The organism is Bradyrhizobium erythrophlei (assembly GCF_042430365.1).
Taxonomy (GTDB): Bacteria; Pseudomonadota; Alphaproteobacteria; order Rhizobiales; family Xanthobacteraceae; genus Bradyrhizobium; species Bradyrhizobium erythrophlei.
Map to the genome: position 1 here is coordinate 110944 of NZ_JBHMET010000055.1, position 24865 is coordinate 135808.

23 protein-coding genes and 1 pseudogene are annotated in these 24865 nt (G+C 63.9%); 11 read left to right on the top strand and 13 right to left on the bottom strand.

Going from position 1 to position 24865, the window contains the following annotated elements; genetic code table 11:
- Positions 1–256: 256 nt before the first annotated feature.
- Both ACFFWD_RS10115 and ACFFWD_RS10120 read right to left on the bottom strand, forming a co-directional pair.
- On the bottom strand, positions 257–1021 hold the full coding sequence (locus ACFFWD_RS10115; protein WP_376964491.1) for an anti-sigma factor family protein: 765 nt from the start codon (positions 1019–1021) through the stop codon (positions 257–259).
- A gap of 75 nt (positions 1022–1096) precedes the next feature.
- Positions 1097–1585 (bottom strand): sigma-70 family RNA polymerase sigma factor, encoded by a 489-nt coding sequence (locus ACFFWD_RS10120; RefSeq protein WP_376964493.1) that lies wholly within the window; start codon positions 1583–1585, stop codon positions 1097–1099.
- Between the two features lie 232 nt (positions 1586–1817).
- Between ACFFWD_RS10120 and ACFFWD_RS10125 the strand changes: the two are divergent.
- Both ACFFWD_RS10125 and ACFFWD_RS10130 read left to right on the top strand, forming a co-directional pair.
- Positions 1818–1970: pseudogene (locus ACFFWD_RS10125) on the top strand (SDR family oxidoreductase); the annotation flags it as partial.
- A gap of 13 nt (positions 1971–1983) precedes the next feature.
- Positions 1984–2583, top strand: a complete 600-nt coding sequence (locus tag ACFFWD_RS10130; RefSeq protein ID WP_376964495.1) for a histidine phosphatase family protein — start codon at positions 1984–1986, stop codon at positions 2581–2583.
- Positions 2584–2625: 42 nt separating this feature from the next.
- Here the strand turns inward: ACFFWD_RS10130 and ACFFWD_RS10135 are convergent, their stop codons facing one another.
- Positions 2626–3036 (bottom strand): hypothetical protein, encoded by a 411-nt coding sequence (locus tag ACFFWD_RS10135; protein WP_376964497.1) that lies wholly within the window; start codon positions 3034–3036, stop codon positions 2626–2628.
- Positions 3037–3203: 167 nt separating this feature from the next.
- On the opposite strand from ACFFWD_RS10135, the gene aroC reads away from it, so the two are divergent.
- From aroC to ACFFWD_RS10150, 3 genes are all read left to right on the top strand, one after another.
- Complete coding sequence (aroC, locus tag ACFFWD_RS10140; RefSeq protein ID WP_376964499.1) at positions 3204–4304, top strand: chorismate synthase; 1101 nt, start codon at positions 3204–3206, stop codon at positions 4302–4304.
- A 51-nt stretch (positions 4305–4355) separates the two neighbouring features.
- Positions 4356–5546, top strand: a complete 1191-nt coding sequence (locus ACFFWD_RS10145) for an adenylate/guanylate cyclase domain-containing protein (protein ID WP_376964501.1) — start codon at positions 4356–4358, stop codon at positions 5544–5546.
- A gap of 389 nt (positions 5547–5935) precedes the next feature.
- Positions 5936–6703, top strand: a complete 768-nt coding sequence (locus ACFFWD_RS10150; protein ID WP_376964503.1) for a helix-turn-helix transcriptional regulator — start codon at positions 5936–5938, stop codon at positions 6701–6703.
- A gap of 43 nt (positions 6704–6746) precedes the next feature.
- Here the strand turns inward: ACFFWD_RS10150 and ACFFWD_RS10155 are convergent, their stop codons facing one another.
- Positions 6747–7967, bottom strand: a complete 1221-nt coding sequence (locus tag ACFFWD_RS10155; protein WP_376964505.1) for an ABC transporter substrate-binding protein — start codon at positions 7965–7967, stop codon at positions 6747–6749.
- 389 nt (positions 7968–8356) lie between these two features.
- Here ACFFWD_RS10155 and ACFFWD_RS10160 point away from each other — a divergent pair, with 389 nt between their 5' ends.
- The 5 genes from ACFFWD_RS10160 (at position 8357) to ACFFWD_RS10180 (ending at position 13854) form a co-directional block, all read left to right on the top strand.
- A complete protein-coding gene (locus ACFFWD_RS10160) occupies positions 8357–9520 on the top strand; it encodes a thiolase family protein (RefSeq protein WP_376964507.1) in 1164 nt (387 codons plus the stop codon).
- Positions 9521–9534: 14 nt separating this feature from the next.
- Positions 9535–9942 (top strand): Zn-ribbon domain-containing OB-fold protein, encoded by a 408-nt coding sequence (locus ACFFWD_RS10165; protein ID WP_376964509.1) that lies wholly within the window; start codon positions 9535–9537, stop codon positions 9940–9942.
- A 63-nt stretch (positions 9943–10005) separates the two neighbouring features.
- The gene (locus ACFFWD_RS10170; RefSeq protein ID WP_376964511.1) at positions 10006–10812 is read left to right on the top strand and encodes an enoyl-CoA hydratase/isomerase family protein; all 807 of its coding nucleotides are present in this window, start codon (positions 10006–10008) and stop codon (positions 10810–10812) included.
- Between the two features lie 136 nt (positions 10813–10948).
- Positions 10949–12121, top strand: a complete 1173-nt coding sequence (locus ACFFWD_RS10175; RefSeq protein WP_376964513.1) for a CaiB/BaiF CoA transferase family protein — start codon at positions 10949–10951, stop codon at positions 12119–12121.
- A gap of 182 nt (positions 12122–12303) precedes the next feature.
- Positions 12304–13854, top strand: a complete 1551-nt coding sequence (locus ACFFWD_RS10180; protein ID WP_376964515.1) for a porin — start codon at positions 12304–12306, stop codon at positions 13852–13854.
- Positions 13855–14107: 253 nt separating this feature from the next.
- Here the strand turns inward: ACFFWD_RS10180 and clpS are convergent, their stop codons facing one another.
- Complete coding sequence (gene clpS / locus ACFFWD_RS10185; RefSeq protein ID WP_376964517.1) at positions 14108–14407, bottom strand: ATP-dependent Clp protease adapter ClpS; 300 nt, start codon at positions 14405–14407, stop codon at positions 14108–14110.
- Between the two features lie 213 nt (positions 14408–14620).
- Here clpS and ACFFWD_RS10190 point away from each other — a divergent pair, with 213 nt between their 5' ends.
- Positions 14621–15472, top strand: coding sequence for a DUF1194 domain-containing protein (locus ACFFWD_RS10190; RefSeq protein ID WP_376964519.1), 852 nt, complete (start codon positions 14621–14623; stop codon positions 15470–15472).
- A 136-nt stretch (positions 15473–15608) separates the two neighbouring features.
- On the opposite strand, the gene ACFFWD_RS10195 is transcribed toward ACFFWD_RS10190, so the two are convergent.
- From ACFFWD_RS10195 to ACFFWD_RS10230, 8 genes are all read right to left on the bottom strand, one after another.
- The gene (locus tag ACFFWD_RS10195; RefSeq protein WP_376964521.1) at positions 15609–16844 is read right to left on the bottom strand and encodes a class I SAM-dependent RNA methyltransferase; all 1236 of its coding nucleotides are present in this window, start codon (positions 16842–16844) and stop codon (positions 15609–15611) included.
- A complete protein-coding gene (locus tag ACFFWD_RS10200; RefSeq protein WP_376964523.1) occupies positions 16837–17592 on the bottom strand; it encodes a TlyA family RNA methyltransferase in 756 nt (251 codons plus the stop codon). The genes ACFFWD_RS10195 and ACFFWD_RS10200 overlap by 8 nt, the downstream gene beginning before the upstream one ends.
- The gene (locus tag ACFFWD_RS10205; RefSeq protein WP_376964525.1) at positions 17589–18158 is read right to left on the bottom strand and encodes a nucleoside 2-deoxyribosyltransferase; all 570 of its coding nucleotides are present in this window, start codon (positions 18156–18158) and stop codon (positions 17589–17591) included. Before ACFFWD_RS10205 ends, ACFFWD_RS10200 begins: the two co-directional genes overlap by 4 nt.
- Before the next feature lie 37 nt (positions 18159–18195).
- Entirely contained in the window at positions 18196–20121 is a 1926-nt protein-coding gene (gene dxs / locus ACFFWD_RS10210; RefSeq protein WP_376964527.1) for a 1-deoxy-D-xylulose-5-phosphate synthase, read from the bottom strand.
- A 498-nt stretch (positions 20122–20619) separates the two neighbouring features.
- Positions 20620–20871 carry an exodeoxyribonuclease VII small subunit gene (locus ACFFWD_RS10215; RefSeq protein ID WP_376964529.1) on the bottom strand — a complete coding sequence of 84 codons (252 nt, stop codon included), beginning with the start codon at positions 20869–20871 and terminating at the stop codon, positions 20620–20622.
- Between the two features lie 149 nt (positions 20872–21020).
- A complete protein-coding gene (locus ACFFWD_RS10220) occupies positions 21021–21947 on the bottom strand; it encodes a histone deacetylase family protein (RefSeq protein ID WP_376964531.1) in 927 nt (308 codons plus the stop codon).
- A 261-nt stretch (positions 21948–22208) separates the two neighbouring features.
- Positions 22209–23876 (bottom strand): bifunctional metallophosphatase/5'-nucleotidase, encoded by a 1668-nt coding sequence (locus ACFFWD_RS10225; RefSeq protein WP_376964533.1) that lies wholly within the window; start codon positions 23874–23876, stop codon positions 22209–22211.
- A gap of 61 nt (positions 23877–23937) precedes the next feature.
- Positions 23938–24699 carry an enoyl-CoA hydratase-related protein gene (locus ACFFWD_RS10230; RefSeq protein ID WP_376964587.1) on the bottom strand — a complete coding sequence of 254 codons (762 nt, stop codon included), beginning with the start codon at positions 24697–24699 and terminating at the stop codon, positions 23938–23940.
- Between the last annotated feature and the right edge of the window lie 166 nt (positions 24700–24865).

Genomic DNA, 24865 nt, shown 5'->3' on the forward strand with positions numbered 1-24865 from the left:
GATCCGGGCAGCGGACACATGAGTGCGGCCTCGAGAGGGGGACCAGCGCGGTACCAAACCCCAATCGAGGCCGCGTGCGCCGATCGGCGGATCGAGCGCAGCTTCATTTTCGCGTGAGCATCCGGTGCGATATTGAGACGTGCCGGTGACGCGATTCCAGATTTTCAATGTCCGAATTGGGACCTTGAGTGAGGCGGGATTCACTCACGGCCTGCACTGCACCCGAGCGGTCAGACCTCCCGTAAAATTACGGGCATCATCCGCCGCTCTTCTCCATCTGCTCGTACACCGCCTTCGCGATCTGGGTCAGCCGTCCGCGGTCGCTGACGCCGCTGACGACATAGGCGACGCCGCGATCGGCCCAGAACAGCGCGCCGTCATTGCCCTGCGTCGCGTAGCGCATCTGCGCCGCTTCCGTCTCTGCCTTCGCGGTGTAGATCGTGAAGCGCTCGCCGGAGGCGCCTTCGTACATCAGGAATGACGCCGGCCCGCCCGGTCCCGGCAAAAGCCGGCCGCCGACCAGCTTCAGCCCGGCCAGCTCCGGCGCGCGGACGTCCCAGCCGCAGCGCTTGGTCAACCAGGCCTGCAGATGCGCGCGCTCGCTGCCGGGCACTTCGACGGGATGACGGACCTCGACGACGTAGAGCCGGTGCGCGTCGAGCGCATCGCCCGTGAAGCTCTGGAAGGCCGAGGGCGCGGCCGCGGCACCTCGCGCCACCCAGCCGATGCCGCCGCCGGCGACAAAGGCGGCGAGCGTGGCGGCTATCGCGCCATAGACCCAGCGGCGCGGCTGACGGACCAGCCGCTCGATCTCGAGCCGCTTCGGCACGGTCTCATCAAGCACGGAATCGTAGCGCGCATGCAGCGTGTCGGCCATCGCACGCCACGACTGCACCCGCGCCGCTTCGTCGGGATGTGCCGAAAGCCACGCCTCGACGTCGCCGCGGCGCTCGGTCGGCAACTCGTTGTCGACGTAAGCATGAAGCTCGTCTTCGGTGACGGGGATGTTCGGGTCGGTCATATCAGTCGTCTCTGTCAAATCTTGTTCGAATATCGGTCATGCATAACGCCTGCCATTACGCACCTTGTGGTTCTGTCATTTGACCCTTCTCAGCGCTGGCCGCTCGCCTTCCAGCGATGCTTTCACGTGGGCGCGGGCGCGGGCAAGCCGGGACATCACGGTGCCGATCGGCACGCCCTGGATGTCGGCGACCTCGCGGTAGCTCAGGCCTTCCAGCATCACGAGCAGCAGAACCGAACGCTGCTCCTCCACCAGCGTCGACAGCGCGCGCTTGATATCGCGCCCCTCGGCCTCGGTGCCGCTCGCATCGGCGTTGTTGTCGAGCAGCGGCATGAATTGCGGCCGCCGCGCCAGCGAGCGCCGGCGGTTCTTGTTCAGATTGGTCAGGATCGTATAGAGCCAGCTCCTGACGTCGCCGCCGAGAAACAGCCGTTCCGAGCGCAGCGCGCGCACCAGCGTATCCTGCACCAGATCGTCGGCGATGTCGGCATCACGCGCGAGCGCGCGCGCGTAGCGGCGGAGCGCCGGGATCATGGCTTCGACACTTTGACGAAACGCGGTCATGCATACCAGTCTTTGGATGGTCTCGGTGCGAACGCCTTGCCCAACATAACACCCGAATTGCGCGACTATTCCGGCTGCGCGGATTCGCGCGGGCCTCACGTTAACCTGAAGTCGATTTGGACTGTACCCGGTCGGAGTGCTGGTGTACCTCCAGATCGAGACAAGCGTGACCGGACATCGAATGTCGCAGAATTCAGGGCTGATGCGGGGCAAGCGCGGCGCGATCCTCGGCGTGACCATCGAGGACGTCGGCGCCAGCGCGCTCCATCTGTTGTCCGACATGTCGCGCGGTGTCACCGGCGAGGTGCATCACGTCGATTCCGGCTACCACGTGCTCGGCATGAAGCGGCCCGAGGCGCCTGACATCTCGTTGAGCAAGGACTAGCCGAAAGCCGCAAATGCCTGTGCCGACGATCTACTATATCCGCCACGGCGAGACGTCGTGGAACGCGGAAGGCAGGCTGCAAGGCGTTCAGGACATCGGCCTGAACGATCTCGGCCGCCGCCAGGCCGCCGATGCCGGCCGCATCCTTGCCGATCTCCTGGCGCGCGATGGCCGTGATGCGGCCGCGCTGCCGTTTGTCGCAAGCCCGCTGATCCGGGCGCGCGCGACCATGGAGCTGGTCCGCGCCGAGCTCGGCCTGCCGCGAGGCGATTACGCGCTCGACACGCGCTTGCGCGAGATCGGCTACGGCACCTGGGAAGGCTCGACGCTCGCGGAAGCGCAGGCCGCCGATCCCGCGGTCTACGCGCGCCGCCAAGTCGAGAAATGGACGGTGTCGCCGCCCGGCGGCGAGAGCTATGTCGACGTGCAGGCGCGGATGACCGACTGGTACCGCTCGGTGACGTCCGACATGGTCGCGGTCGCCCATGGCGGCACGGCGAGGGCGCTGATGGTGGCGCTCGCCTTCGAGACGCCGGCCTCGGCCGCCGACCTCCTCATCGAGCAGGGCGCGGTCTACGTGTTTCGCGAAAGCGGGCTGCAAAAACATAGTTAAGGAATTGCAGCCCTGGCAGGCGGACGGGCGCGGCTGGTCGCGTTAGAAGAAGGTGCCGAGGAATTTGGCCGCCTCGTCCGAGATGCCGACGATCTTGTTGGTCGCCTGGCGATAGAATTTGAAATTGAGCTCGGTCCCGGGCTGGCCGTCATTCCAGTCGTTCAACGGCTTCAGTTCGCGGCGCCCCAGCGGCCGCTTCGCGAGCGCGGTGCGCTTGACGGCAACGCTGACACGCGGCGTTTGCCTGGCGATGCCGGGCTTCCGCCTGGTCGGTTCGGCGGAGGTGACGACGCCGCGGGCAATCAGCCCCAGGCCGCCTTCGTTCTCGCTCGCGAACAGGAAAATCGTGTCGCCTTCGACAATGTGCTTGCCGCCATACATGGTCTTTTGTGCGGAGAAGACGAAGGTTTTCGCCCTTGGATCGCCGATCTCGGCCTTGATTGCGTACGCCATGCTTTCCTTCCACCCGATGACTGCCAATATAGGTCTCAGGCTGCCGCCGTTAAGGCTATGGAGCCCGTCGGCCTTGGGTTTGTGCATTTGACCGCCTTGCAGCGGCGCGTTACCACACGCGGGCAAACAACCCGGAAATCAATCGTCTCAGCGAGCCGTCCAGTCAGATGTCCTTCAACACCTTCGGCCACATGTTCCGCGTCACGACCTTTGGCGAGAGCCACGGGGTGGCGATCGGCTGCGTGGTCGACGGTTGCCCGCCGCTGATCCCGCTGACCGTGGAAGAGATCCAGCGCGATCTCGACCGCCGCCGTCCGGGCCAGTCGCGCTTCACCACCCAGCGCCAGGAGCCGGATATGGTGAAGATCCTGTCCGGCGTGATGGCGCATCCGGAGACCGGCGTGCAAGTCACGACCGGCACGCCGATCGCGCTTTTGATCGAGAACACCGACCAGCGCTCCAAGGACTATTCCGAGATCAAGGACAAGTTTCGCCCCGGGCACGCCGACTTCACCTATGAGGCGAAATACGGCCTGCGCGACTATCGCGGCGGCGGCCGCTCCTCGGCGCGCGAGACCGCGACCCGGGTCGCGGCTGGCGCGATCGCGCGCAAGGTCCTGCCCGAGGTGAGGGTGCGCGGCGCGCTGGTGCAGATGGGCCCGCACAAGATCGATCGCGACAAGTGGGACTGGGACGAGATCGCGAAGAACCCGTTCTTCTGCCCGGACAAGGACAAGGCCGCGTTCTTCGAAAGCTATCTCGACGGCATCAGGAAGAGCGGCTCCTCGATCGGCGCGGTGATCGAGGTGGTCGCCGAGGGCGTGCCGCCCGGGCTCGGCGCGCCGATCTATGCCAAGCTCGACAGCGACCTCGCGGCTGCGATGATGAGCATCAATGCGGTGAAGGGCGTCGAGATTGGCGCAGGCTTCGGCGCCGCCGAACTGTCCGGCGAACAAAATGCCGACGAGATGCGCTCGGGCAATAACGGCACCCGCTTCCTGTCCAACAACGCCGGCGGCGTGCTCGGCGGCATCTCGACCGGCCAGCCGGTGGTGGTGCGCTTTGCGGTCAAGCCGACCTCGTCGATCCTCACCCCGCGGCACACCGTGGACCGCAAGGGCTCCGACACCGACATCCTGACCAAGGGCCGCCACGACCCCTGCGTCGGCATCCGCGCGGTTCCGGTGGGCGAGGCCATGATGGCCTGCGTGCTGGCGGATCACTTGCTGCGACACCGCGGCCAAGTAGGCAGCCAGGTCGGCGGCTAGCTACTCCACATAGTGCTGGTTGTGCCGGCCGCTTTCCGGCAAACTCTCGGCATGGATGCCGCGGAACTGCAACGACTGACCGACTGGCTGATTGACGGCGCGCGATCGGCGGCGAGTCCGTCGAAAATGATGGCTGAGATTTGCGAGCGGCTGGTTGCCGCGGGACTGCCGCTGTGGCGCGTCGGCGTCTTCATCCGGACGCTGCATCCCGAAATCGTCGGCCGCAACTTCATCTGGCGGCAAGGTCAGGAGGTCGAGGTCGGCACGGTCGATTTCGAGATGCTGGACACGCCGGAGTTCGCGCGCAGCCCGTTGCGGGTCGTGTTCCAGGAAGGGCTCGAGGTCAGAGGCCGGATCGACGATCCCGACAGCAAGCGGTTTCCGTTCCTCGACGACATGCGCGCCGAGGGCGTGACCGACTATATCGCGATGCCGCTGTCCTTCCTCGACGGGTCGAGCCATGCGTGCAGCTGGAGCACCAAGCATCCGGGCGGCTTCACCGACGCGCAGATCGCGACCATGCGCGCCATCATTGCGCCGCTGGCGCGGGTGACCGAGATCATCTCGCTGCGCCGTACCGCGACGATGCTGCTCGACACCTATGTCGGCAACCGCGCCGGCGAGCGCATCATGGGCGGGCAGATCCGGCGCGGCCACACCGACACGATGAATGCGGCGATCTGGCTGTCCGATCTGCGCGGCTTCACCGCATTGTCGGACCGGCTGCCGTCCGAGACGGTGGTCGAGATCCTCAACCAGTATTTCGATTGCCAGGTCGCCGCGATCCGCGGCCATGGCGGCGAGGTGCTGAAATATATGGGGGACGGCCTGCTCGCGGTGTTTCCGATCGACGAATATGTCGACGACGAGGAGCGGGTCTGTTCGCGGGTGTTGGAAGCCGCGCGCGAATCCCGCGCCGGCGTCGAGGCGCTGCAGTTTCCTAACGGTGAGACGGTCGAGCGCTTCCGCTTCGGCGTCGCGCTGCATGTCGGCCGCGTGCTCTACGGCAATATCGGCGGCGGCAACCGGCTCGACTTCACCTGCATCGGCCCGGCGGTCAATCTCGCCGCGCGGCTGGAAAGGATCGCCGGCCGCCTCGGTCGCACCGTGGTGGCCTCCGAAGGCTTCGCCAGCATCTGCCGCGGCGGCTGGAGCGATCTCGGCGAGTTTCCGATTGCGGGATTCTCGAAGGCCGCGCGGGTCTACGGCCTGTTCGACGAGGCATCACAGGCGCGCGCCTGACCACTCCAGCCAAGGAGCGCCCTTTGCTGCTGCGGCCGCGACAGCGATTTTTCGCGTCGATGGCGCGACCCGATCCGCAGATTGCAGTCTGCTGCCCTCTCCGTGCCGGTCGCGGCCGCGCAAGGGCCTTCGCGCCCCGGATCGCCTTCAACTTCCTGGCTCGCGCACGCTGGCAGAGGTGCCGAATGGACCGTAATGGTATCATTCCGGGTCTCGCCCGGCACCTGCCCATGCCCGTCCAACTGGACTAGATAATCCTCACGTCCATAAGGTCCGTTCATGTTGAAATGGAAGTCTGACGAAATTCAACGGTTTCAGACATCCCTGACCCGGCTCATGATATTCGATGCGACAGCCGCTCGATCTGTCTGCATGAAGCGAAAAGGACCATGATGGCTGAAGATTCGATCCGGCGTATTGTCGAGAAAGTTGGACAGGCGAACGATTTTCAAATCGCATTTCAACATCTTCAGGAGATCGCGCGCGCGATCGAGATGCCGTTTTTGACGGTCGTGCCCGACCTGTCGTCGGTCGTCCGTCCGATAAACAATATGAGTTCTGCGCTGACGTTCTCCAAAAATCGACAAGACGATTTCCGCAGGACCTACGACAAACGGCAATATCGCCTAAAGAGCCCGGTCTATCTGGCTTGCCGCTATCAACCATTTCCATTTGTATGGCGCACCAGGGGCGAATGGTCGATCCCGATCGCTCTCGATAGCGGACAACGCAGAATTCTGCGTTTCGCGGAAAAATATGGAATGTCGGGGGGCATCTGCGTGCCTGTTCACATGCCACGCGGCAGAATAGGTTCGCTCGGTTTTCTTGATTTTGAGCATGCCGACCTTGATCGCATCCTTGCAGAGTACCGCATGGAACTGACGACAGTCGGCCTCTACATCATGGATGCCTATTTCAGAAACTATGCGGGGCCTGCACCGCTTGTGTCCCTTCGCCACCTCACCAAGCGCGAGGTCGATTGCCTGACCCTCGTGGCGCGTGGCATGTCGGACAAGGAGATAGCGATAGAGCTCAAAATTGGGCCAGGCACCTCGCGCTTTCATATCGACAACGCAAGCAGAAAACTCCAGGCCAGTAATCGCATCCAGGCGGTCGCCAGAGCCGCACAACTTGGTCTGATAGGCTCCGTTGTCTAGAGCCATGCCGGGTCTGATTCGGACGTTCCCCTCGAACGTCTTGCTATTGGGCGCTGGCTTCGCCCCTGGTGAGGGAGCCAAATCGCTCCCAGGTCTTTCCGTTGAACCGCATCAATTGCATTTCCTTGATCGGGCGAAAGTCGGTCGGGCTGGTGTTGACCGTGATGTCCGGCAGCAGCATGGCGGCCCGGAAGCCTTGGAGACTGGCGGCCTGTTTCATGACGTTCGCCCGCGTGAGGTCGTCGCCACATTGCCGCAAGACCTGAGCCATCATCTGCGCCGCGACATAGCCGCTAACGTAAAGCCCATCAGCCTTGCTGCCGCCGGGGTAATACTTGTCCATGAAGGCCAGGTACTCCTGGGTTTCAGCGTCATCCTTCCATTGCGGGTCGGTTGGGTCCTTCTGAAAGATCGACGATACGATGTCTTTTGAGTTTTCGAGCCCGGCCGGCTCGAGGGCTGCGCTCACGGAACTCGAAACACTGGGGATGATGACCAGAGGCTTCCAGGCCAGATCAGTCAGCTTTCTGATCACTTGCGAGGTGAACTTGGCTGTCGTGACGCTGTACAACGTATCGATGTTCGCAGCCTTCAGCTGGACGATTTGGGAGTCGAGCGTAGGCTGGGTGATGTCGTAGGTGACCTCGGCGGCGATCATCGTCTTCGCGGCGGCGCCGAGACCGTCTCTCAATCCTTTAAGGTAGTCTTTCCCGAAATCGTCGTTCTCATAGAGGATGCCGATCTTCGCGGCGGGCCTCTCTTTCAGCAGATAAGCCGCATAGATCCGGCCCTCCGCCTGATAGCTGGGCGAAAAGCCCATGGTCCATGGGAAGTCTTTCGGATTGTCCCATTTTGCCGCGCCCGATCCGACAAAGATCTGAGGCACCTTCTGGTTGTTAAGGTATCTGTGGATCGCCGTATTGGTGGGAGTCCCCATTGAGCTGAGAACAGCAAGCACTTCATCGCTTTCGACGAGCTTGCGGGCCTGCTCGATGGTCTTGGGTGGACTGGCGGCGTCATCGTAGGAAATGTACTTGATCGTTCGTCCAAGAATGCCGCCTTCATCGTTGATCTTCTGGAAGTAGGCCTGCTCTGCCTTGGCAAAGGCGCTGTAGGGCGAGGCGGGTCCGCTATAGGCGGCGATATTGCCGATCTTGATCACGGCGTCGGTGGCTCCAATGTCGTATTTCTTTTCCGCCGCCGGCGCCGTCAGGGTGCTCAGAACAAGAAGGCCTAACCCGAAAATTTCTCTATGCAGACGCATCGCTGGCTCCAGATGGTGGATTGGTTTTGAGCGAGTGCGGTTGGGCACTCAGGTCCACCAACCCGGCTGGAGAGCGACAAAGGGATAAAGCGACGTACGTTTCTAGCCCGCAAAAACGCCAGGTCGGTCGGCGCCACCCGGATCACCCAGGGCGGAGCAGGGCCGTGTTTGCCCTGCCATTGCGCGCTGCAACATTTGCGCAAATCGAATTTTGAGAGCCGCTCGAAGGCGCTCGGGCTGTCGGGGATCAGAACGACAGCGCGTGTCTTTGTCCTCGGCACACGCAGTCCCCTCGCAGCTTTGTCAGGTATCTTTTGCGATTTGCCAACCCTAGAACCGGAGCAGATCAAGGCCGGCCCACATCGGCGATAAAGAAGAAAGCATTCATCGTGACCCTCAAAGGTGCGGCAGCCATCACGGGATATGCGGAATTTCCGCCGACCAAGAATCCGGAGGAGCTGAGTTCGCTCGCCATCATCGCGAAGCTTGCGCGGGATACCGCGGATGACGCTGGTTTCGAGAAAGATGAGATTGACGGTCTCTTGACCACCACGCCGATCGACTCGTTCAGCCTGTTCTGGCCGACAGTTGTGGGGGAGAGCCTCGGCATGAAGCTGAGATATTTCGACACGGTCGAGCTCGGCGGAGCTTCGGCCGCCGGCATGATCTGGCGCGCGGCCGCGGCTATTGAGGCGGGCCTTTGCAGAAATGTTCTCTGCGTCGTCGCCGGCGTCACAAGCGGAGGAGGTTCTCTGCAACTCGGCCACCTGAGCCCGGCCGCCCGGTCTGAATTCGACGCTCCGTTCGGCATATCGCAGCCGAACGCGGGATATGCGTTGATCGCAAGGCGACACATGCACGAATTCGGCACCACATCCGAGCAAATGGCCAAGATCGCCGTTGATCAGAGAACCAATGCGCTGCGCAATCCGATCGCTCTCTTCAACAAGGAGCCGTTGACCATTGACATGGTGTTGAACTCGCCGTTGGTGTTCGACCCCTTGCACCTCTTGGAAATTGTTTCGCGTTGCTCCGGTGGGGCTGCGGTTCTGGTGTCGAGCCGGGATCTGGCGCGCAAGTCGGCGAACCGGCCCGTTTATCTGATCGGTGCGGGTGAGGCGGGCACACATCTTTCCATTGCGGCGCGCCGGAATATCACTGAGTCCTGGGTCAAGGATTCAACTGCGACGGCATTTTCGATGGCGGGCGTTTTGCCGAAGCAGATGGACTTTGTTCAAGTCTACGATTGCTACACCATTACGGTGCTGGTGACCCTTGAGGACATGGGGTTCTGCCCAAAGGGGTACGGTGGTCCGTTTGTCGCGGAGCACGATCTGACGTTCAGCGGTGACCTGCCATTGAATACCAATGGTGGTCAGCTGTCGGTCGGCCAACCGGGCACGGCGGGTGGGATGATTCATGTCGTCGAGGCGGCCCGGCAATTGATGGGACGTGGAGACGCTCGTCAGGTCAGGAACGCCAGTCTGGGAATCGCTCACGGCAACGGCGGCGTGATGGGCGACCAAGTCACCCTCGTGCTCGCCAATCAGTAGTCGGGGGAGCCGTCATGGAAGCGTATTCAAAACCCCTGCCGCAACCGTCTGCGCTCTCTCTTCCGTTCTGGGAGGGAGCGAAGCATTCGGAAATCCGTGTCCAGAAGTGCCGTGCCTGCGGCCACATGGAGCATCCGCCGCGGCCATTGTGCACGGCATGTTGGAGCCCCGATCTCGAATGGGTGAGCTGTGGTCTCGACGGCGAAGTCTACTCCTACACAGTGTGCCACTGGGCGACGATGAAGGAGTACAAGAACGACACGCCGTACATCATTGCGATCGTTCAACTGTCAGGTGGCGTTCGCTTGACGACCAACATTGTCGGATGCGATCCCGATCGCATTTCGGTCGGCCTGAAAGTCAAAGCAGTCTTTGAAAAGGTCGCCGACCAGTTCACGCTGATCAAATTTCGGCCGGCGTAGAGACATCGCGCGACCAACGACTTGGTGCTGCGGGCCTGTGGCTCACATGGAGACGGGAAACACATGAGTGATCTGATTGTCGAAAAGCGTGGTCCGGCCCTGTGGTTGACCCTCAACCGGCCTGAAGTCTTCAATAGCGTGAGCCCGGAAGCATCCTGCAAGCTGATGGATGCATGGACGACGCTTGAGCAGGACGATGAGCTCCGGGTGGCCGTTGTCACAGGTGCCGGTGACCGTGCGTTTTGCTCAGGAGCGGACTTGAAGCGATTGATCCCGCTTTATTCGGGCGCGCGTCAGCCCGAGGACGAGTGGGACCGGCGGGTTGTCGAGGTGCGCAAGTCCGGCCGCGGCGGCTTCATGAAAGAAAGGATCATTGCGAAGCCCGTCATCGCCGCTGTCAACGGAATTGCATATGCCGGTGGATGCGAGCTGGTTTTGGCGTGCGACATCAGAATTGCGTCAACGACCGCGAAGTTTGCGTTGCCGGAAGCCCAGCGAGGTATCGTGCCGGGTGCAGGTTCGATCGTTCGTCTGCCCAGGCAAATCCCGTACTGTCTCGCCATGGAGTTGATGATGACGGGACGGATATTCACCGCGGAGGAAGCGCTCGCCGCCGGGATGATCAATCGTGTGGTCGAACCGAATGCCCTGATGAGCACAACCGAGAAGATGGTGGAGGCGATCGTGAAGAGCGCCCCCCTGTCCGTGCAGGCGATCAAGAGAGTTGCGCTTCAGACCAGTGGTCTTCCTCTCGCCGAAGCATTCGCGATTGAAACGGCGACCGGACGGGAAATCGTGCAAACGGAGGACGCCCGCGAGGGGCCGCGAGCCTTTGCCGAGAAGCGACCGGCTCAATTCCGCGGTCGATAGGCGTTCCATTTCGTTCGTTCGGCTGTTTGCCGGGGAGCGTGTTGCCGGGTGCGCTTACTTTCCTGGCGTTTCCGCGAGCTGGTTAGGCAGCCTTGTTCCGCCTGCGACCGCGGCAGAAAAGCCTTGAGGAGGACAGATGAGCGGTGCTCTCAGCGGAATACGGATTGTCGACCTGACGACAATGATCTCCGGCCCTGTCGCCACGCAAATGCTGGCGGACCAGGGAGCGGATGTCATCAAGGTCGAGTCGCCTGAGGGCGACACCATGCGTTATCTGTCCGGCAAGGAGTCCGTTTCGCCTTCGTTTCTGAGCGCCAACCGCAACAAGCGTTCCGTGGTGCTGGACATCAAGAGAGAACCCGGCCGTCGCGCCTTGCTCAAGCTCATTGCGACGGCCGACGTCCTGGTCGAAAACTTTCGCCCCGGGACGGCGACGAGGCTCGGGCTTTCGGAAACCGCGGTTCGTTCGATCAAGCCGGATATCGTCTTCGTCTCGATCAATGGGTTTGGCGAGACCGGACCCTACGTTCATAAGCGCGTCTATGACCCCATCATTCAGGCGGCATCCGGGATTGCAGCGATACAGGCCGATCGGGAGACCGGGCGGCCGCAACTTGTCCAGATGATTATCGCCGATCAGATCACGTCGATGACGGCCGCCCAGGCCATCACTGCGGCGTTGCTGGCGCGAGCGAGATCGGGAGAGGGACAACATGTCAAGCTGGCGATGCTGGATGCAATGGTCTCGTTCCTTTGGGTCTCCGCGCTCGGTTCCCTCACGCTTCCGCCACCGGAGGGCGGTGCACGCCGCGGGCCAGGCAGACCCGAGAGGCTGTTCGAGACCGCGGACGGTTACATTACCACGGTCGCGGTTTCCCAAGCCGAATGGCAGGGACTGTGCACCGCCCTTGAGAAGCCCGAATGGCTCGACGACGAGAGGTTTGCCACTGCCGCGGCGCGAAACGCAAACGACCGGCTCTTCTCTGCTGAAATTCAGAGCGTCCTGCGTCAGCGGACGAGCCGTGAATGGCTGGCATTGCTTGACCAGTATGATGTGCCGTGCGCACCGGTTCTTGGATTTGAAGATCTGCTAAAGGATCCGCAGATCGCCGAGAACGGCATTATCCAAGAGTGCCAGCATTCAGAATTTGGCTCATTTCGACAGGCGCGGCCGCCGGCATTGTTCAGCGCCACACCATCCGCAATTCGCACCCATGCGCCGTCACTCGGACAGCACACACGCGAGGTCTTGAGCGAGCTCGGCCTGTCCGGCGAAGAAATCGATGCGCTGACGCGTTCAGGCGGCTGATCTTGAGAGGTGCTGCAACGCTCGCTTGCTTGTTATGGGCTGACGGTGTCCGCGGCTTGCGAGGGTGTGTCCGAAGGCGCGAAGCGGCCAAGCGGGTTTTAAGGGGCGAGGGAACTAACCTTAGGGTGTCTCACCTAGCGAATCCGGAGGAAGTTTAACATGAAGATGGTTGGGGGGTTAACATGAAGATGGTTAAGAGCCTTATCCTTGGCTCAGCGGCGGCTTTCGTCGCAGTCGGCGGAGTTCAGGCGGCCGATCTTCCGGTCAAGGCCAAAGCGGTCGAGTACGTGAAGGTCTGCTCCCTGTATGGTCCCGGATTCTACTACATCCCGGGCACCGACACCTGCATCAAGCTGGGTGGCTACCTGCGCATGGACGTGGTGGCGAACACCAACTCGGGCGCGACCGGCAACACGGGGCTTCCCGCTGGCGCCAACAATCGTTTCACGAACGGCTACACTTGGCGTTCTCGTGAAGACCTGAACATCGATACGCGCACCGCGACCGAGTACGGCGCGCTCCGCACGTACTTCGATGCGACGTTCAACTGGGCCACGGACAGCTATGCGGCAAATGGGGTTGGCGGCACCGTTTACTCGTCGATTGGCGGGACGCAGGCGCCGAACAACGCTAGCGCGGGCGCTGTCGCCGGCGGTACGGTCGGCGTCTACTACGCCTTCGTCCAGTTCGCTGGCTTCACGATGGGTAAGGCGGTCTCGCAGTTCAGCGTGCCGTGGGCCAACTATCCGGCCAACAGCTTCGACGGTCTCGTCGGCGGCGGCGGCACGATCACGGGCGTGAACCAGTTCAGCTACACCGCGCAGTTCGGCAACGGCGTGTCGCTGTCTCTGTCGGCGCAGGACCAGACGGCCTACGACCAGGCCGGCGTGAACAACGTCCTCGCTGGCGGTGCTTACGGCACCAGCGACTACGCTGGCACGATTGCTCCGGATCTCGTCGCAGCGCTCCGCGTCGAGCAGGCCTGGGGTCTGTTCCAGGCGTCGTTCGCGGCGCATGACAACCACGCGGCTTACTACGGCGGTACCGAGCTGACCGGCCATCCAGACGACAAGTGGGGCTGGGCTGCTCAGTTGGCGTTGTCGATCAGCAACATCCCGACCGGGCCTGGCGACTCGATCAACATGTCGGGCGTCTACACCGACGGTGCGACCCGCTACAACATCCAGGACCTAGCCGCCCAGGCCGGTGCGGCCACCATTTACGGTGGCACCAACTTGCCCGGCGCCTACCAGAGCATCGGTCTCGGTATTGCGCCTGACACCGTGTTTGGTGCCATCGGTGGTGCGAACACCTCGCAGCAGACCATCAAGACCTGGGGCTTCCGCGGTGGTTACAACCACAACTGGAACCCCTACTGGAGCTCCGGTCTCTATGGTGCCTACGCCGCGGTCATGTACAACGACACGGCCAAGACCATGCTTTGCGGCGTTGGTGGCGTTGGCGGCTCGGTCCGCGGTGTCCTCAATGCTCTCGGTGGCGCTATCACCACCTGCAACCCCGACTACCACATCGCCCAGGTCGGTCTGGTCACCCGCTGGACCCCGGTCAAGAACCTGGCCTTCTCGGGCGATGTGACCTGGACCCATCTGGATCAGAAATATGCTGGTACGGTCGCGGCGCCCAGCGCCGCGGTTGGCAAGCCGGCAGCTCTGTACGAGCTGAAGAATCAGAACACTGTCCTCATGGTTCTCCGCGCCCAGCGCAACTGGTAAGATCGGTTGATCTGATCACCATCCAACAGAGCGCCCGGCGGGAAACTGCAGGGCACTTGCTTTCAAGGTCTAAGCTCGCATGCTCGGCTCAACGTCGCTCTGCTCGACATGGCGGGGCGCTGGCGGCTGATCTCCCGTCAAGGCCACAGCGGTCTAGTACGGAATGTCTGCTCTTTGCACGGTGCCGGGTTCTACGACATCACGGGCGCTGACACCTCCATCAAACCAGAGACCAAATGTGCTTGAGCCGCGGTCACTCCTCCGGCTCGGTGGTGAACAGCAGCGGATAGCCCTTGGCGCGGCCGGCGTCGGTGGCGCGCGTCGCCTTGGTCTCGGCGACGTCCTTGGTGAAGACCGCGACCACGCAGACGCCGCGCTGGTGCGCGGTCAGCATCACCTTGTAGGCCTGGTCCTCGGTCATGCGGAATTCGGCCTTGAGCACGGTGACGACGAACTCACGCGGGGTGTAGTCGTCGTTGATAAGGATCACCTTGTGCAGGCGCGGCCGCTCGACCGTGGTCCTGGCTTTCGGCTTGACGACGCTATCGGGCATCGCCCGGCTCCTCCCTCGGAGAGACCCCGTAAAGATACTGCCTTCCCGCCGTCGTTGGAACTGACCGATTTGCACGGGCTCATTGCGACAGCGGCAAGGGGCGCACCGACTAACCTGCAGCGACTAACCTGAATGTGAAGGATAGATGATGTTCGCGCTTTGCTGAGGCCGGATTGCATGTCACCATGACAGTCACACGACGGGAGGGCCACCATGCGTTGGTATGTCTCGATCGGAGCTGTGCTTGTCGCGGGCTTGCTCGCCGGCGGCGATGTGGCCGGTGTTGCCGCGCCGGGACCGGGATATCAGCCGCCCAGCCAACTGGCTGAAAAGGAATCCACGCCGAGCCTCGATGTCGAACTGATCCTGGCGGTCGACGTATCCTATTCGATGGACATGGACGAACTGGCGATCCAGCGCGAGGGTTACGCGCAGGCGCTCATGTCCAAGGAGTTCCTGCAGGCGCTGAAGGCCGGCCCGAACGGCAGGATCTCGGTGACCTATTTCGAGTGGGCGGCCTCCACCGACCAGAAGATCATCATTCCCTGGCGCGTGATCGACGGTCCGGAATCCGCCGATGCGGTCGCGGCCGAGATCATGAAGACGCCGATCCGCCGCGCCTCGCGCACCTCAATCTCCGGCGCAATCTATTTTGCGATCCCGCTGTTCGACGAGAACCCGCATCGCGGCCTCAGGCGCGTCATCGATATTTCCGGCGATGGTCCCAACAACAACGGCCTGCCGATCCTCGGCGCGCGCGACGCCGCGCTCGAGAAGGGCATCGTCATCAACGGCCTGCCGATCATGGTGAAGGAGCCCTCCTACTCGACGATGGATATCGACAATCTCGATTACTATTACGAGGACTGCGTGATCGGCGGGCCCGGCTCGTTCGTGGTCTCGATCAAGGATCGCGAGAAGTTCAAGGAAGCGATCCGCACCAAGCTGCTGCTCGAGGTCGCCGACCGCATGCCGCAGCCTCGCGTCGTGCCGACCGCCGAGAAGGAGCCGCGCGTTAGTTGCACCATCGGCGAGAAGATCTGGCAGGACCGTTGGGGTCGGTGAGGCGCGCGCTTCCGTAGGATGGGTAGAGCGAAGCGAAACCCATCAATTCCGTCTCGCCCGCGATGGGTTTCGCCGCGCTCTATCCATCCTACGATTCTGAGTGGCGCAGCTGTGTCCCGTCGGCCAGGCACCCGTCTCAGCGCGTGAAGCGCGCCACCAGCTCGACATGCGGGGTGTGGCGGAACTGGTCGACCGGCGTCACGCCTCCGATCCTGTAGCCGCCGTCGATCAGGATTTTTGCATCGCGGGCAAACGTCGCGACGTTGCACGACACCGCGACCACGGTCGGTACCTTGCTCGCCGCAAGCTGCGTCACCTGCGCCTGCGCGCCCTGCCGCGGCGGATCGAACACGATCGTGTCGTAATCGCGCAGCTCCTGCACCACCAGCGGGCGGCGGAACAGGTCGCGCGCCTCGGCCTTGACCGGTTTCAGGCCCTTGGTCGCGGTCACGGCCTTCTGCAACGCGGCGATCGCGCCGGCGTCGCTGTCGAAAGCGGTCACGCGCGCGCCTACGGCAAGGCGTAGCGCGAACGGGCCGACGCCGCAGAACAGGTCGGCGATGTGCTTGGCGCGCTTGCAGCGGTCCTGCACCAGCGCGGCCAGCGTCGCTTCGCCGGCTGCGGTCGCCTGCAGGAACGAGCCCGGCGGCAGCGTGACCTGTGCGCTGCCCATCGTGACGATGGGCGGGCTGCGCATCAGCACGAGTTCGCCTTGGCGCGTCAGCCGCGCCAGCCGGTGCTTTTCGGCGATCCGCGACAGCGCCGCGATCGTGGCCGTGGCGACCTGCCCGGAGCCGCGGACATCGACGTCGAGGCCGTTATCGGCGGCGGTGATCTGGATATCGAGCGGCTTGTTGGTCGGCTTCAGCACCTCGGCGACCGCGCGCGCGGCATCGAGCGCGCCGCGCAGGGCCGGATCGAGGATCGGGCAATCCGCGATCGCGACGATGGCATGGCTGCCGGCCGCGGCGAAGCCGGTGCGCAGCTCGCCGTCGGCGCCGCGGCGGGCGTGCACGGTGACACGTCGGCGGCCGAGGCCGTGGGCGTCGACGATCTCGGCGACCTCGCAGGCGATGCCGGCCTGCGCCAGCGTGTCGACCACGATTTTGCGTTTCCAGGCGCGATAGGCGTCGTCCTGCCAATGCTGGACGGCGCAGCCGCCGCATTTTTCGAAGTAGTCACAGAACGGCGCGATCCGTGCCGGGCTCGGCTGCACGATGCGCTGCAGGTGCGGCCGCTCCGGATCGCCGGACGAATCGATCTCGATCGTCTCGCCGGGGAGCGTGTACGGCACATAGACCGTCCGCCCGTGCGCGGATGCGACGCCGTCGCCGCGGTGGCCGACGTGATCGATGGTGACGGTTTCAGCCACGCCGCGCGCCGATGAAGAACTCGATGTTGCCGTCGCCGCCTGGTATCGCGGACGGGAACACCTGGATGTCGGTGCAGCCGAGCGAGGCGGCGAACGCTGCGATGTCGTCGCAGATCTCCTGGTGCACCATCGCGTTGCGGATGATGCCGCGCTTGGAGTGCTTCCGCGGCGCCTCGAATTGCGGCTTGATCAGCGCGAGCAGGTGCATCGGCGCCGCCGCCAGCGACAGCGCCACCGGCAGCACCAGCTTCAGCGAGATGAAGCTGACGTCGATCACGACGACGTCAGGCCGCGCCGGCAGCCGCTTGCCCTCAAAACTCCTGATGTCGGTCGCCTCCATCGAAACGATCTTGGAGTGCCCCTGCAGCGAGGGATGCAGCTGACCGTGGCCGACATCGATGGCGAACACCAGGCTCGCGCCATTGGCGAGCAGCACCTCGGTGAAGCCGCCGGTCGAGGCGCCGACGTCGAGGCAAACATGGTCCTCGATCTCGATCGGATAGTGCTCCAACGCGCCGGCGAGCTTGACGCCGCCGCGCGAGACATAGGGATGCGCGGGCTGCGCGGAGATGTCAGCGTCGGGCGCGATCATCTCGGACGCTTTGGTCACCGGCCTGCCGTCGGCGACGACGAGGCCGGCGTCGATCGCCGCGCGCGCCCGCGCCCGGCTTTCGAACAGGCCGCGTTCCACCAGCAGCACGTCGATGCGCTTGTTGGCCTGTCCGTCGCTGGCGCCCCTGGCGGTCAATTGAAGCCCGGCTGGCGTTGCGCGCGGGCGGCGGCGAGCCGCACGCAGGCGTCGAAGCAGGCGAGATCGTGCCAGATGTCAGCCGGCGCCTCGGCCGGCGTCACCAGCGGCGCACCGTGCAGATCGAGCGCGTGCATCATCATCAGATTGTCAGGCAGTCCGAACTCTTCCACCGTCAGCCCCTCCGCATCGATCAGGCGGCCGTCGGGTGCGGCCAACACCTGCTGACGCCGCGCCACGCGATTGGCATAGGACGCCGGATCGTTCGAGTAGGCAAGGCACAGCTTGCCGCGGCCCGCCATGTAGCCGAGCTCATAGACGGTCCCTGCGTCGGCACTGGGGCCGCGAAACGGCGTCAAATTGGCGATGATGGCGTCGGCGGACTCCATCATCGCCTCGTTGCTCTTGAAGATGGTCAGCGACGCGTCGGCGGATGCGGTGTTCACCGCATTGTCGAGCGGATAGAGCCCGGTCAGCCCGTGCGCCGCGCAGATCTCCGCCTTGCGGCGGCCGATCTCGACGGCATCCGGCAGGAACACGTCAGGACCTGCCAGATAGATGATCATGGACTTTGCCCGGCGCCCAAAGCGCCGCCCGACGTCGTTACGCGAGCTTGACGGTCTCGGCCTTGAAATCCTTGCCGAGGGCTTCGAACACCTTGGCAACGATGCTCTTGGCGTCGAGACCGGCGCGGGCATACATCGCCGCCGGCGAGTCGTGATCGAGGAACTCGTCGGGCAGGATCATCGAGCGCATGCGCAGGCCGCCGTCCAGCATGCCGTTGTCGGACAGGAACTGCATGACGTGCGAGCCGAAGCCGCCGATCGAGCCTTCCTCGATCGTGATCAGGATCTCGTGGTCGCGGGCGAGCTTCGTGATCAGCTCCTCGTCGAGCGGCTTCATGAAGCGCGCATCGGCGATGGTGGCCGAAAGGCCGTGCGCGGCGAGCTCGTCGGCCGCCTTCTCGCACTCGCCGAGACGGGTGCCGAAGGAGAGCAGGGCGACGTTCTTGCCTTCGCGGATGACCCGGCCCTTGCCGATCGGCAGCGGCACGCCGACTTCCGGCATCTCGACGCCGCGGCCTTCGCCGCGCGGATAGCGCAGCGCGCTCGGGCGGTCGTTGATCGCGACCTGGGTCGCCACCATGTGGACCATTTCCGCCTCGTCGGAGGCCGCCATGATTACGAAGTTCGGCAGGCAGCCGAGATAGGCGTTGTCGAACGAGCCGGCATGGGTCGCGCCGTCGGCGCCGACCAGGCCGGCGCGGTCGATCGCAAAACGAACCGGCAGGCTCTGGATCGCGACGTCGTGGACCACCTGGTCGTAGCCGCGCTGCAGGAAGGTCGAGTAGATCGCGCAGAACGGCTTGTAGCCTTCGGTTGCGAGGCCGGCCGCGAATGTCACCGCGTGCTGCTCGGCGATGCCGACGTCGAAGGTGCGCTCCGGGAACGCCTTGTTGAAGATGTCGATGCCGGTGCCGGACGGCATCGCGGCCGTGATGCCTACGATCTTGTCGTCCTTCTGCGCTTCCTTGACGAGGCTCTGGCCGAACACGTTCTGGTAGGCCGGCGCATTCGGTTTTGCCTTGGCCTGGGTGCCGGTGGCGACGTCGAACTTGGCCACCGCATGGTACTTGTCGGCGGAAGCTTCCGCCGGCGAATAGCCCTTGCCCTTTTGCGTGACGACGTGGACCAGGATCGGGCCGGTCTCCATGTCGCGCACGTTCTTTAGCACCGGCAGCAGGTGGTCGAGATTGTGGCCGTCGATCGGGCCGACATAGTAGAAGCCGAGTTCCTCGAACAGCGTGCCGCCGTCCATCATGAAGCCCCGCGAATACTCCTCGACGCGGTTGGCGCGGTTGGCGATCACCTTCGGCAGGCGCTTGTTGATCTGCTTGGCGGCCTCGCGCAGCGTGCGGTAGGTCTTGCCGGAATAGAGCCGCGACAGATAGGCGCTCATCGCACCGACCGGCGGCGCGATCGACATATCGTTGTCGTTGAGGATCACGATCAGGCGCGAGTTCATGGCGCCGGCGTTGTTCATGGCCTCATAGGCCATGCCGGCCGACATCGCGCCGTCGCCGATCACGGCGATGACGTTGTTCTTGCCGCCGGAGAGGTCGCGGGCAACCGCCATGCCGAGGCCGGCCGAAATCGAGGTCGAGGAGTGCGCGGCGCCGAACGGGTCGTAATCGCTCTCGGTGCGCTTGGTGAAGCCGGAGAGGCCGCCGCCGGTGCGCAGCGTGCGGATGCGGTCGCGGCGTCCGGTCAGGATCTTGTGCGGGTAGGCCTGGTGGCCGACGTCCCAGATCAGGCGGTCGCGCGGGGTGTCGAAGATGTAGTGGATGGCGGTGGTCAGCTCGACCACGCCGAGGCCGGCGCCGAAATGCCCGCCGGTCACCGACACGGCGTCGATGGTTTCCTGGCGGAGCTCGTCGGCAACCTGCCGCACCTGCTCGACCTTGAGCCGACGCAGGTCGTCCGGCGTGCGAATGGTGTCAAGAAGCGGCGTCTTACTAAATGTGGTCACAGCGATATTCCAATTTTGCGAGTCGGAACCAACGGTCCAACGCGAGAAGGGTTGCGCGATCACGCGCAGCGAAAAGCCAGACACTGGGTGCCGCCCCGGCGGACCGGTGCCTGATTGAAAGTCTAGATGCACTCCGGATTGCACCACGTGAGACCCGTCACGTTGGTGTCTCTTCACCCGTCCCGGTTCAGTTTATCGAACCATTTGAGACGCTTGCTGCCCGAAGAATCTGGCAGCCGGCCACCCTCAAATGCCCATAGAGCTGGAAGCTTTACACCAAAGCCGTTGCCAAAGCCAACCCGCTAGGTGCGCCGGGTTCCCATGTCCGGTCTCGAAAAACCTAATGTTTTCAATGGTCGAGCGCGCTACGGGTTCCAATTTGCCCATTTCGGCAGCAGCCGGACGGTCCGGGCCATGCGATTCGGCCGCCGGCCGCAATCATCATTGCGGCGCCGGGCAGGTGGCCGAGCCGTGGAAATGTTTGGAAACGTTGCCGCCCTATTGCACGTCGAGCGGCTCGGTGCCGTTCGCCTGGCCGGAGGCGTCGGTGGTGATCTTGTCGACGCGGGCCTCGGCCTGTCGCAACAGCTCCTCGCAGCGCCGCTTGAGCGCTTCGCCGCGCTCATAGATCGTAACCGACTCCTCAAGCGGGACCTTGCCGTCCTCGAGCCGCTTCACGATCGATTCGAGTTCCTCGATCGCGCGTTCGAAGGAGAGCTTCCTGACGTCGGCTTGGGTATTTTCGGCCATCATGTGTTCCCGGCTACGCAGATCAGATTGAGCATGACCTCCGCGCAAACGCTACGCGTTTGTCGCGATGGGAAAACCGGTTCCCACAGTTTCATGCTCGCCCAGGCGCAGAATCAATCGAATTTTTGCGGGCGTATTGTGGCGGGGATCTAACCGCCCATCAATGCGGTGACGTGGGAAGCCACCGACTCTTTCAATCCCTGCAGGTCGTAGCCGCCCTCGAGCACCGAGACCACGCGGCCGCCGGCGCTCTTGTCGGCGAGGTCCATCACCTTGCGGGTGACCCAGCCGAAATCCTCACCCTTCAGGTTGATCGCCGCCAGCGGATCGCGGTGATGCGCGTCGAACCCGGCCGAGATGATGATGAGCTCCGGGCTGAACTGCTGCAGCCGCGGCAGGATCAGGTTCTCGAAGGCCGCGCGGAACTTGGTGCTACCGTCTTCGGGCGCCAGCGGCGCGTTGACGACAGTGTCGTGTTCGCCGCGCTCGCCCATCGCGCCGGTGCCTGGAAACAGCGGCATCTGGTGCGTCGAGCAGTACATCACGGTCGGATCGGCCCAGAAGATGTCCTGGGTGCCGTTGCCGTGATGGACGTCGAAATCGACCACCGCGGCGCGCTTGATGCCGTATTTGCGCTGCGCATGGCGCGCGGCGATTGCGGCGTTGTCGAAGAAGCAGAAGCCCATCGGCGTCGATTTCTCGGCGTGATGGCCGGGCGGGCGGACCGCGACGAAGGCGTTGCTGTGGTGACCCGCCATCACCGCGTCGGTCGCGGCGACCGCGCCGCCCACGCCGCGCATCACGGCCTCCCAGGTGCCTGCTGACATCGAGGTATCGCCGTCGATATAGATCATGCCCGAGGTCGGCGCGATGTGGCGGAGCTCGCCGACATAATGCTCGCCATGGCAGAGCAGCACCGAATCGAGATCGCCTTCCGGCGCCTGGTCGCGCACCAGCGCCTTGAAGCGGTCCTCGCTGAGCACCTGGTCGACGGCGCGCAGCCGGTCGGGGCGTTCGGGGTGTCCGGGTGGGGTCAAATGGTCGAGGCAGGCGGAATGCGTCAGAAGCAGTGTCATGCAAATTCCCGGCGCAACCGATGCGCGTGCGAGGAAGGCCCAATGTAGGCGGTTACCGCCCGCACGGAAAGGCCCGCGTTCGCTCTTGCCCGGTCGCGATCCCTTGGCCGTCATGCCCCGCGAAGGCGGGGCATCCAGTACTCCGAGACGTCAGAGATAGAGCCGCCAGGCCGCGGCGTACTGGATACCCCGCATGCGCGGGGTATGACGCCTCGAAAGCTCGGCAGACCTCGCGTGCGCTCAGGATGAAGTTGAGTCAGCTCAATTGATCCGCTCGATGCGCTTTCCTGCGGTCGGGCCGATTGGGCTGTTGGCCCGGAAGAATGCATAGAGCGCGTCGACATCGTAGATGCCGAATTGCGGCGCCTTGCCGTCCTTCAGCACCGTGAAGCCGTCGCCGCCTTCGGCAAGGAAGTTGTTCACGGTCACGCGATAGCTCGCGGCGGGATCGATCGGCTTGCCGTCGAGCGTCATCCGCTCGGCGATGATGCGGCTGCCGTCCGGCTTGGTCGCATCCCACGCATAGGCGAAGCCCTTGGACACCTGCAGCGGGCGCGGCCGCCTCGGATCGGCCCATTGTTGTTCCAGCATCTCCTTGAGCTGCTGCCCGGTCAGCGTCATCGTTACGAGCTGGTTGCGGAACGGCTGGCTTGCGAAAATATCCGCATAGGTGACCGCGCCGTCCTCGCGCCTGACGATCTCGGTGCGCACGCCGCCGGGATTGGTGAAGGCGATCACGGCGCCGCCCTTGTCCGCGGCCGCGGTCGTGGCGAGCTGCGCGTCGGCGACGATATCGCCGAGCACGCTTTCGCCGGCCTCGTTCGGCGTCCGCGACAGCGTTTCCGTCACTGAGCCTGCGGAGCGGTTGGCGATCGGCGCGGCCAACCGGTCGTAGGATTCAAGCAGCGCGCTCTGCTCGGGATCCCTGGCGTAGTTGCCGATACGCACGATGGTGTTGGCCGCCCTGGCACTGGTCACGTCGCGCGTCGCGGGATCGAGCGTCAGGTCGATGGCGGTGACCAGCGTGCCGTATTTGTCGCCCGAGGTGACGAGCCGGCCGTCGATCTCGCAGATATAGGCCTGATGGGTGTGGCCGGAGATCACGACGTCCACAGCGTGATCGAATTTCTTCACGATGTCGACGATCGGCCCGGAAATGCCCGGGCACTCGTTGTAGTCGCCGGTCGGGAAGCCGCCCTCGTGGATCAGCACCACGATCGCCTGGACGCCGCGCGCCTTCAATTCGGGGACCAGCGCGTTGACGGTCTCGACCTCGTCGCGGAATGTCAGGCTGGCGACGCCGGCCGGCGAGACCAGGTTCGGCGTGTTCTTCAGCGTGAGCCCGATGAAGGCGACCGGGATGCCGTCGAACTGCTTGATCTCGTAAGGCGGGAACACCGTCTTGCCGGTGGTCTTGTCGATCGTGCTGGCGGCGAGATAGCGGAATTTGGCGCCCGTGAAGGGATGCGGTCCCTGGCACGTGTCGACCGGGTGGCAGCCGCCGTTCTGCATCCGCAACAGCTCGTCCTTGCCCTCGTCGAACTCGTGATTGCCGACCGAGGAGATCGCAAGCCCCATCATCGAGAGCGACTCGATGGTCGGCTCATCATGGAACATCGCCGACAGAAACGGGCTCGCGCCGATCAGGTCGCCGGCCGCGACGAAGACGTTGTTCCTGTGGCCCTCGCGCAATTGCTTGACGAGGGTCGCCATTCGCTCGGAGCCGCCGGCGGGCACCATGACCTTCTTGGTCTTGTCGTCGGGATCGGTGATGCGGATGCCGCCCGGCGGCGGCCGCAGATAGCCGTGGAAGTCGTTGATCGCGAGGATGCGCAAGCTCACGGGCTCTGCGCGCGCCGCCTGGGAGGCGGCGGCGACAACCAGCAGCAGGAGTGAGGCGGTGAGGTGCGAAAGGCGGGAGCGTCTCATGACCTGTCCATGGAACACGTGACCATGAAGCGAGGCCACAACATTTTTGCGACGCCGCCGTTCACGCCTTCGTGCGTGCCATGAAGCCCCGGAAGGCGGCGACGGCTTCCTTGGAATGCATGCGCTCGGTGAACAGGTGGTTTTCCTGGTCGATCCGGCGGGTGACGTCCTCGGGCGGCAATCTGATCAGCCGGCGCGAGATCGCGACCGCCTCGGCCGGCAGCGCGCAGATCTCCCGCGCCACCTTGTGCGCCTCGACCTCGGCATGGCCCGGCGCCACCACGGTATTGACGAAGCCGGCGACGCGCGCGTCGTCGGCCGTCATGGTGCGTCCGATCACCAGCATCGCGAAGGCCCGCTGAAGGCCCATGGTGCGCGGCATCAGGAGGCTGGAGGCGCCCTCCGGCACCAGGCCGAAAGTGGAGAACGGCGTCGAGAACAGCGCGGTCTTGCTGGCGAGCACGTAGTCGCAGTGGAACAGCATCGTGGTGCCGATGCCCATCGCCACGCCGTCGACGGCCGCGATGATCGGCTTGACGTTGTGCGCGAGCGAATAAAGGAATTTGACCAGGTTGGAGGCGCGCGGCGGATCCTCGGTCGAGGTGCCCTCGGCCAAGAGGTCCTCGATGTCGTTGCCCGCGGTGAACACGCCGGAACCGCCGGTGATGATCAGGCAACGGATCTTCGGATTGTTCTGCGCCTTGTCGATCGCGTCGCTCATCGCGCGATACATCTCCTGGGTGATCGCGTTCTTCTTCTCGGGCCGGCGCAGCTTGATCAGGCGCGTGGCGGCTTCGTCGGTCACGATCACATGCGCGGTCATTGCGCGGTCCCTGAGGTCAGCGGGCGGCGTCGTTGCCGCTGGCAAGTTCATGGCGCTATCCTACATGATCCGCTGCAAGCCCCAAGTGCTCCATGCGGCATTTCCCCTCAGGCGAGCATGAGGACGGCGCAATGCAGTTAACCGGAATTCACCTTTGCCGAGCAGA

Bases quoted from the DNA above. Each gene is read 5' to 3' on its own strand.
- clpS (WP_376964517.1), bottom strand. From the start codon at position 14,407: ATGCCCGATAGCGTCGTCAAGCCGAAAGCCAGGACCACGGTCGAGCGG.
- ACFFWD_RS10150 (WP_376964503.1), top strand. From the start codon at position 5,936: ATGATGGCTGAAGATTCGATCCGGCGTATTGTCGAGAAAGTTGGACAG.
- ACFFWD_RS10165 (WP_376964509.1), top strand. From the start codon at position 9,535: ATGGAAGCGTATTCAAAACCCCTGCCGCAACCGTCTGCGCTCTCTCTT.
- ACFFWD_RS10230 (WP_376964587.1), bottom strand. From the start codon at position 24,699: ATGACCGCGCATGTGATCGTGACCGACGAAGCCGCCACGCGCCTGATC.
- ACFFWD_RS10190 (WP_376964519.1), top strand. From the start codon at position 14,621: ATGCGTTGGTATGTCTCGATCGGAGCTGTGCTTGTCGCGGGCTTGCTC.
- ACFFWD_RS10145 (WP_376964501.1), top strand. From the start codon at position 4,356: ATGGATGCCGCGGAACTGCAACGACTGACCGACTGGCTGATTGACGGC.
- ACFFWD_RS10180 (WP_376964515.1), top strand. From the start codon at position 12,304: ATGAAGATGGTTAAGAGCCTTATCCTTGGCTCAGCGGCGGCTTTCGTC.
- ACFFWD_RS10205 (WP_376964525.1), bottom strand. From the start codon at position 18,158: ATGATCATCTATCTGGCAGGTCCTGACGTGTTCCTGCCGGATGCCGTC.
- ACFFWD_RS10155 (WP_376964505.1), bottom strand. From the start codon at position 7,967: ATGCGTCTGCATAGAGAAATTTTCGGGTTAGGCCTTCTTGTTCTGAGC.
- ACFFWD_RS10215 (WP_376964529.1), bottom strand. From the start codon at position 20,871: ATGGCCGAAAATACCCAAGCCGACGTCAGGAAGCTCTCCTTCGAACGC.
- ACFFWD_RS10220 (WP_376964531.1), bottom strand. From the start codon at position 21,947: ATGACACTGCTTCTGACGCATTCCGCCTGCCTCGACCATTTGACCCCA.
- ACFFWD_RS10135 (WP_376964497.1), bottom strand. From the start codon at position 3,036: ATGGCGTACGCAATCAAGGCCGAGATCGGCGATCCAAGGGCGAAAACC.
- aroC (WP_376964499.1), top strand. From the start codon at position 3,204: ATGTCCTTCAACACCTTCGGCCACATGTTCCGCGTCACGACCTTTGGC.
- ACFFWD_RS10225 (WP_376964533.1), bottom strand. From the start codon at position 23,876: ATGAGACGCTCCCGCCTTTCGCACCTCACCGCCTCACTCCTGCTGCTG.
- ACFFWD_RS10120 (WP_376964493.1), bottom strand. From the start codon at position 1,585: ATGACCGCGTTTCGTCAAAGTGTCGAAGCCATGATCCCGGCGCTCCGC.
- ACFFWD_RS10170 (WP_376964511.1), top strand. From the start codon at position 10,006: ATGAGTGATCTGATTGTCGAAAAGCGTGGTCCGGCCCTGTGGTTGACC.
- ACFFWD_RS10130 (WP_376964495.1), top strand. From the start codon at position 1,984: ATGCCTGTGCCGACGATCTACTATATCCGCCACGGCGAGACGTCGTGG.
- ACFFWD_RS10175 (WP_376964513.1), top strand. From the start codon at position 10,949: ATGAGCGGTGCTCTCAGCGGAATACGGATTGTCGACCTGACGACAATG.
- ACFFWD_RS10115 (WP_376964491.1), bottom strand. From the start codon at position 1,021: ATGACCGACCCGAACATCCCCGTCACCGAAGACGAGCTTCATGCTTAC.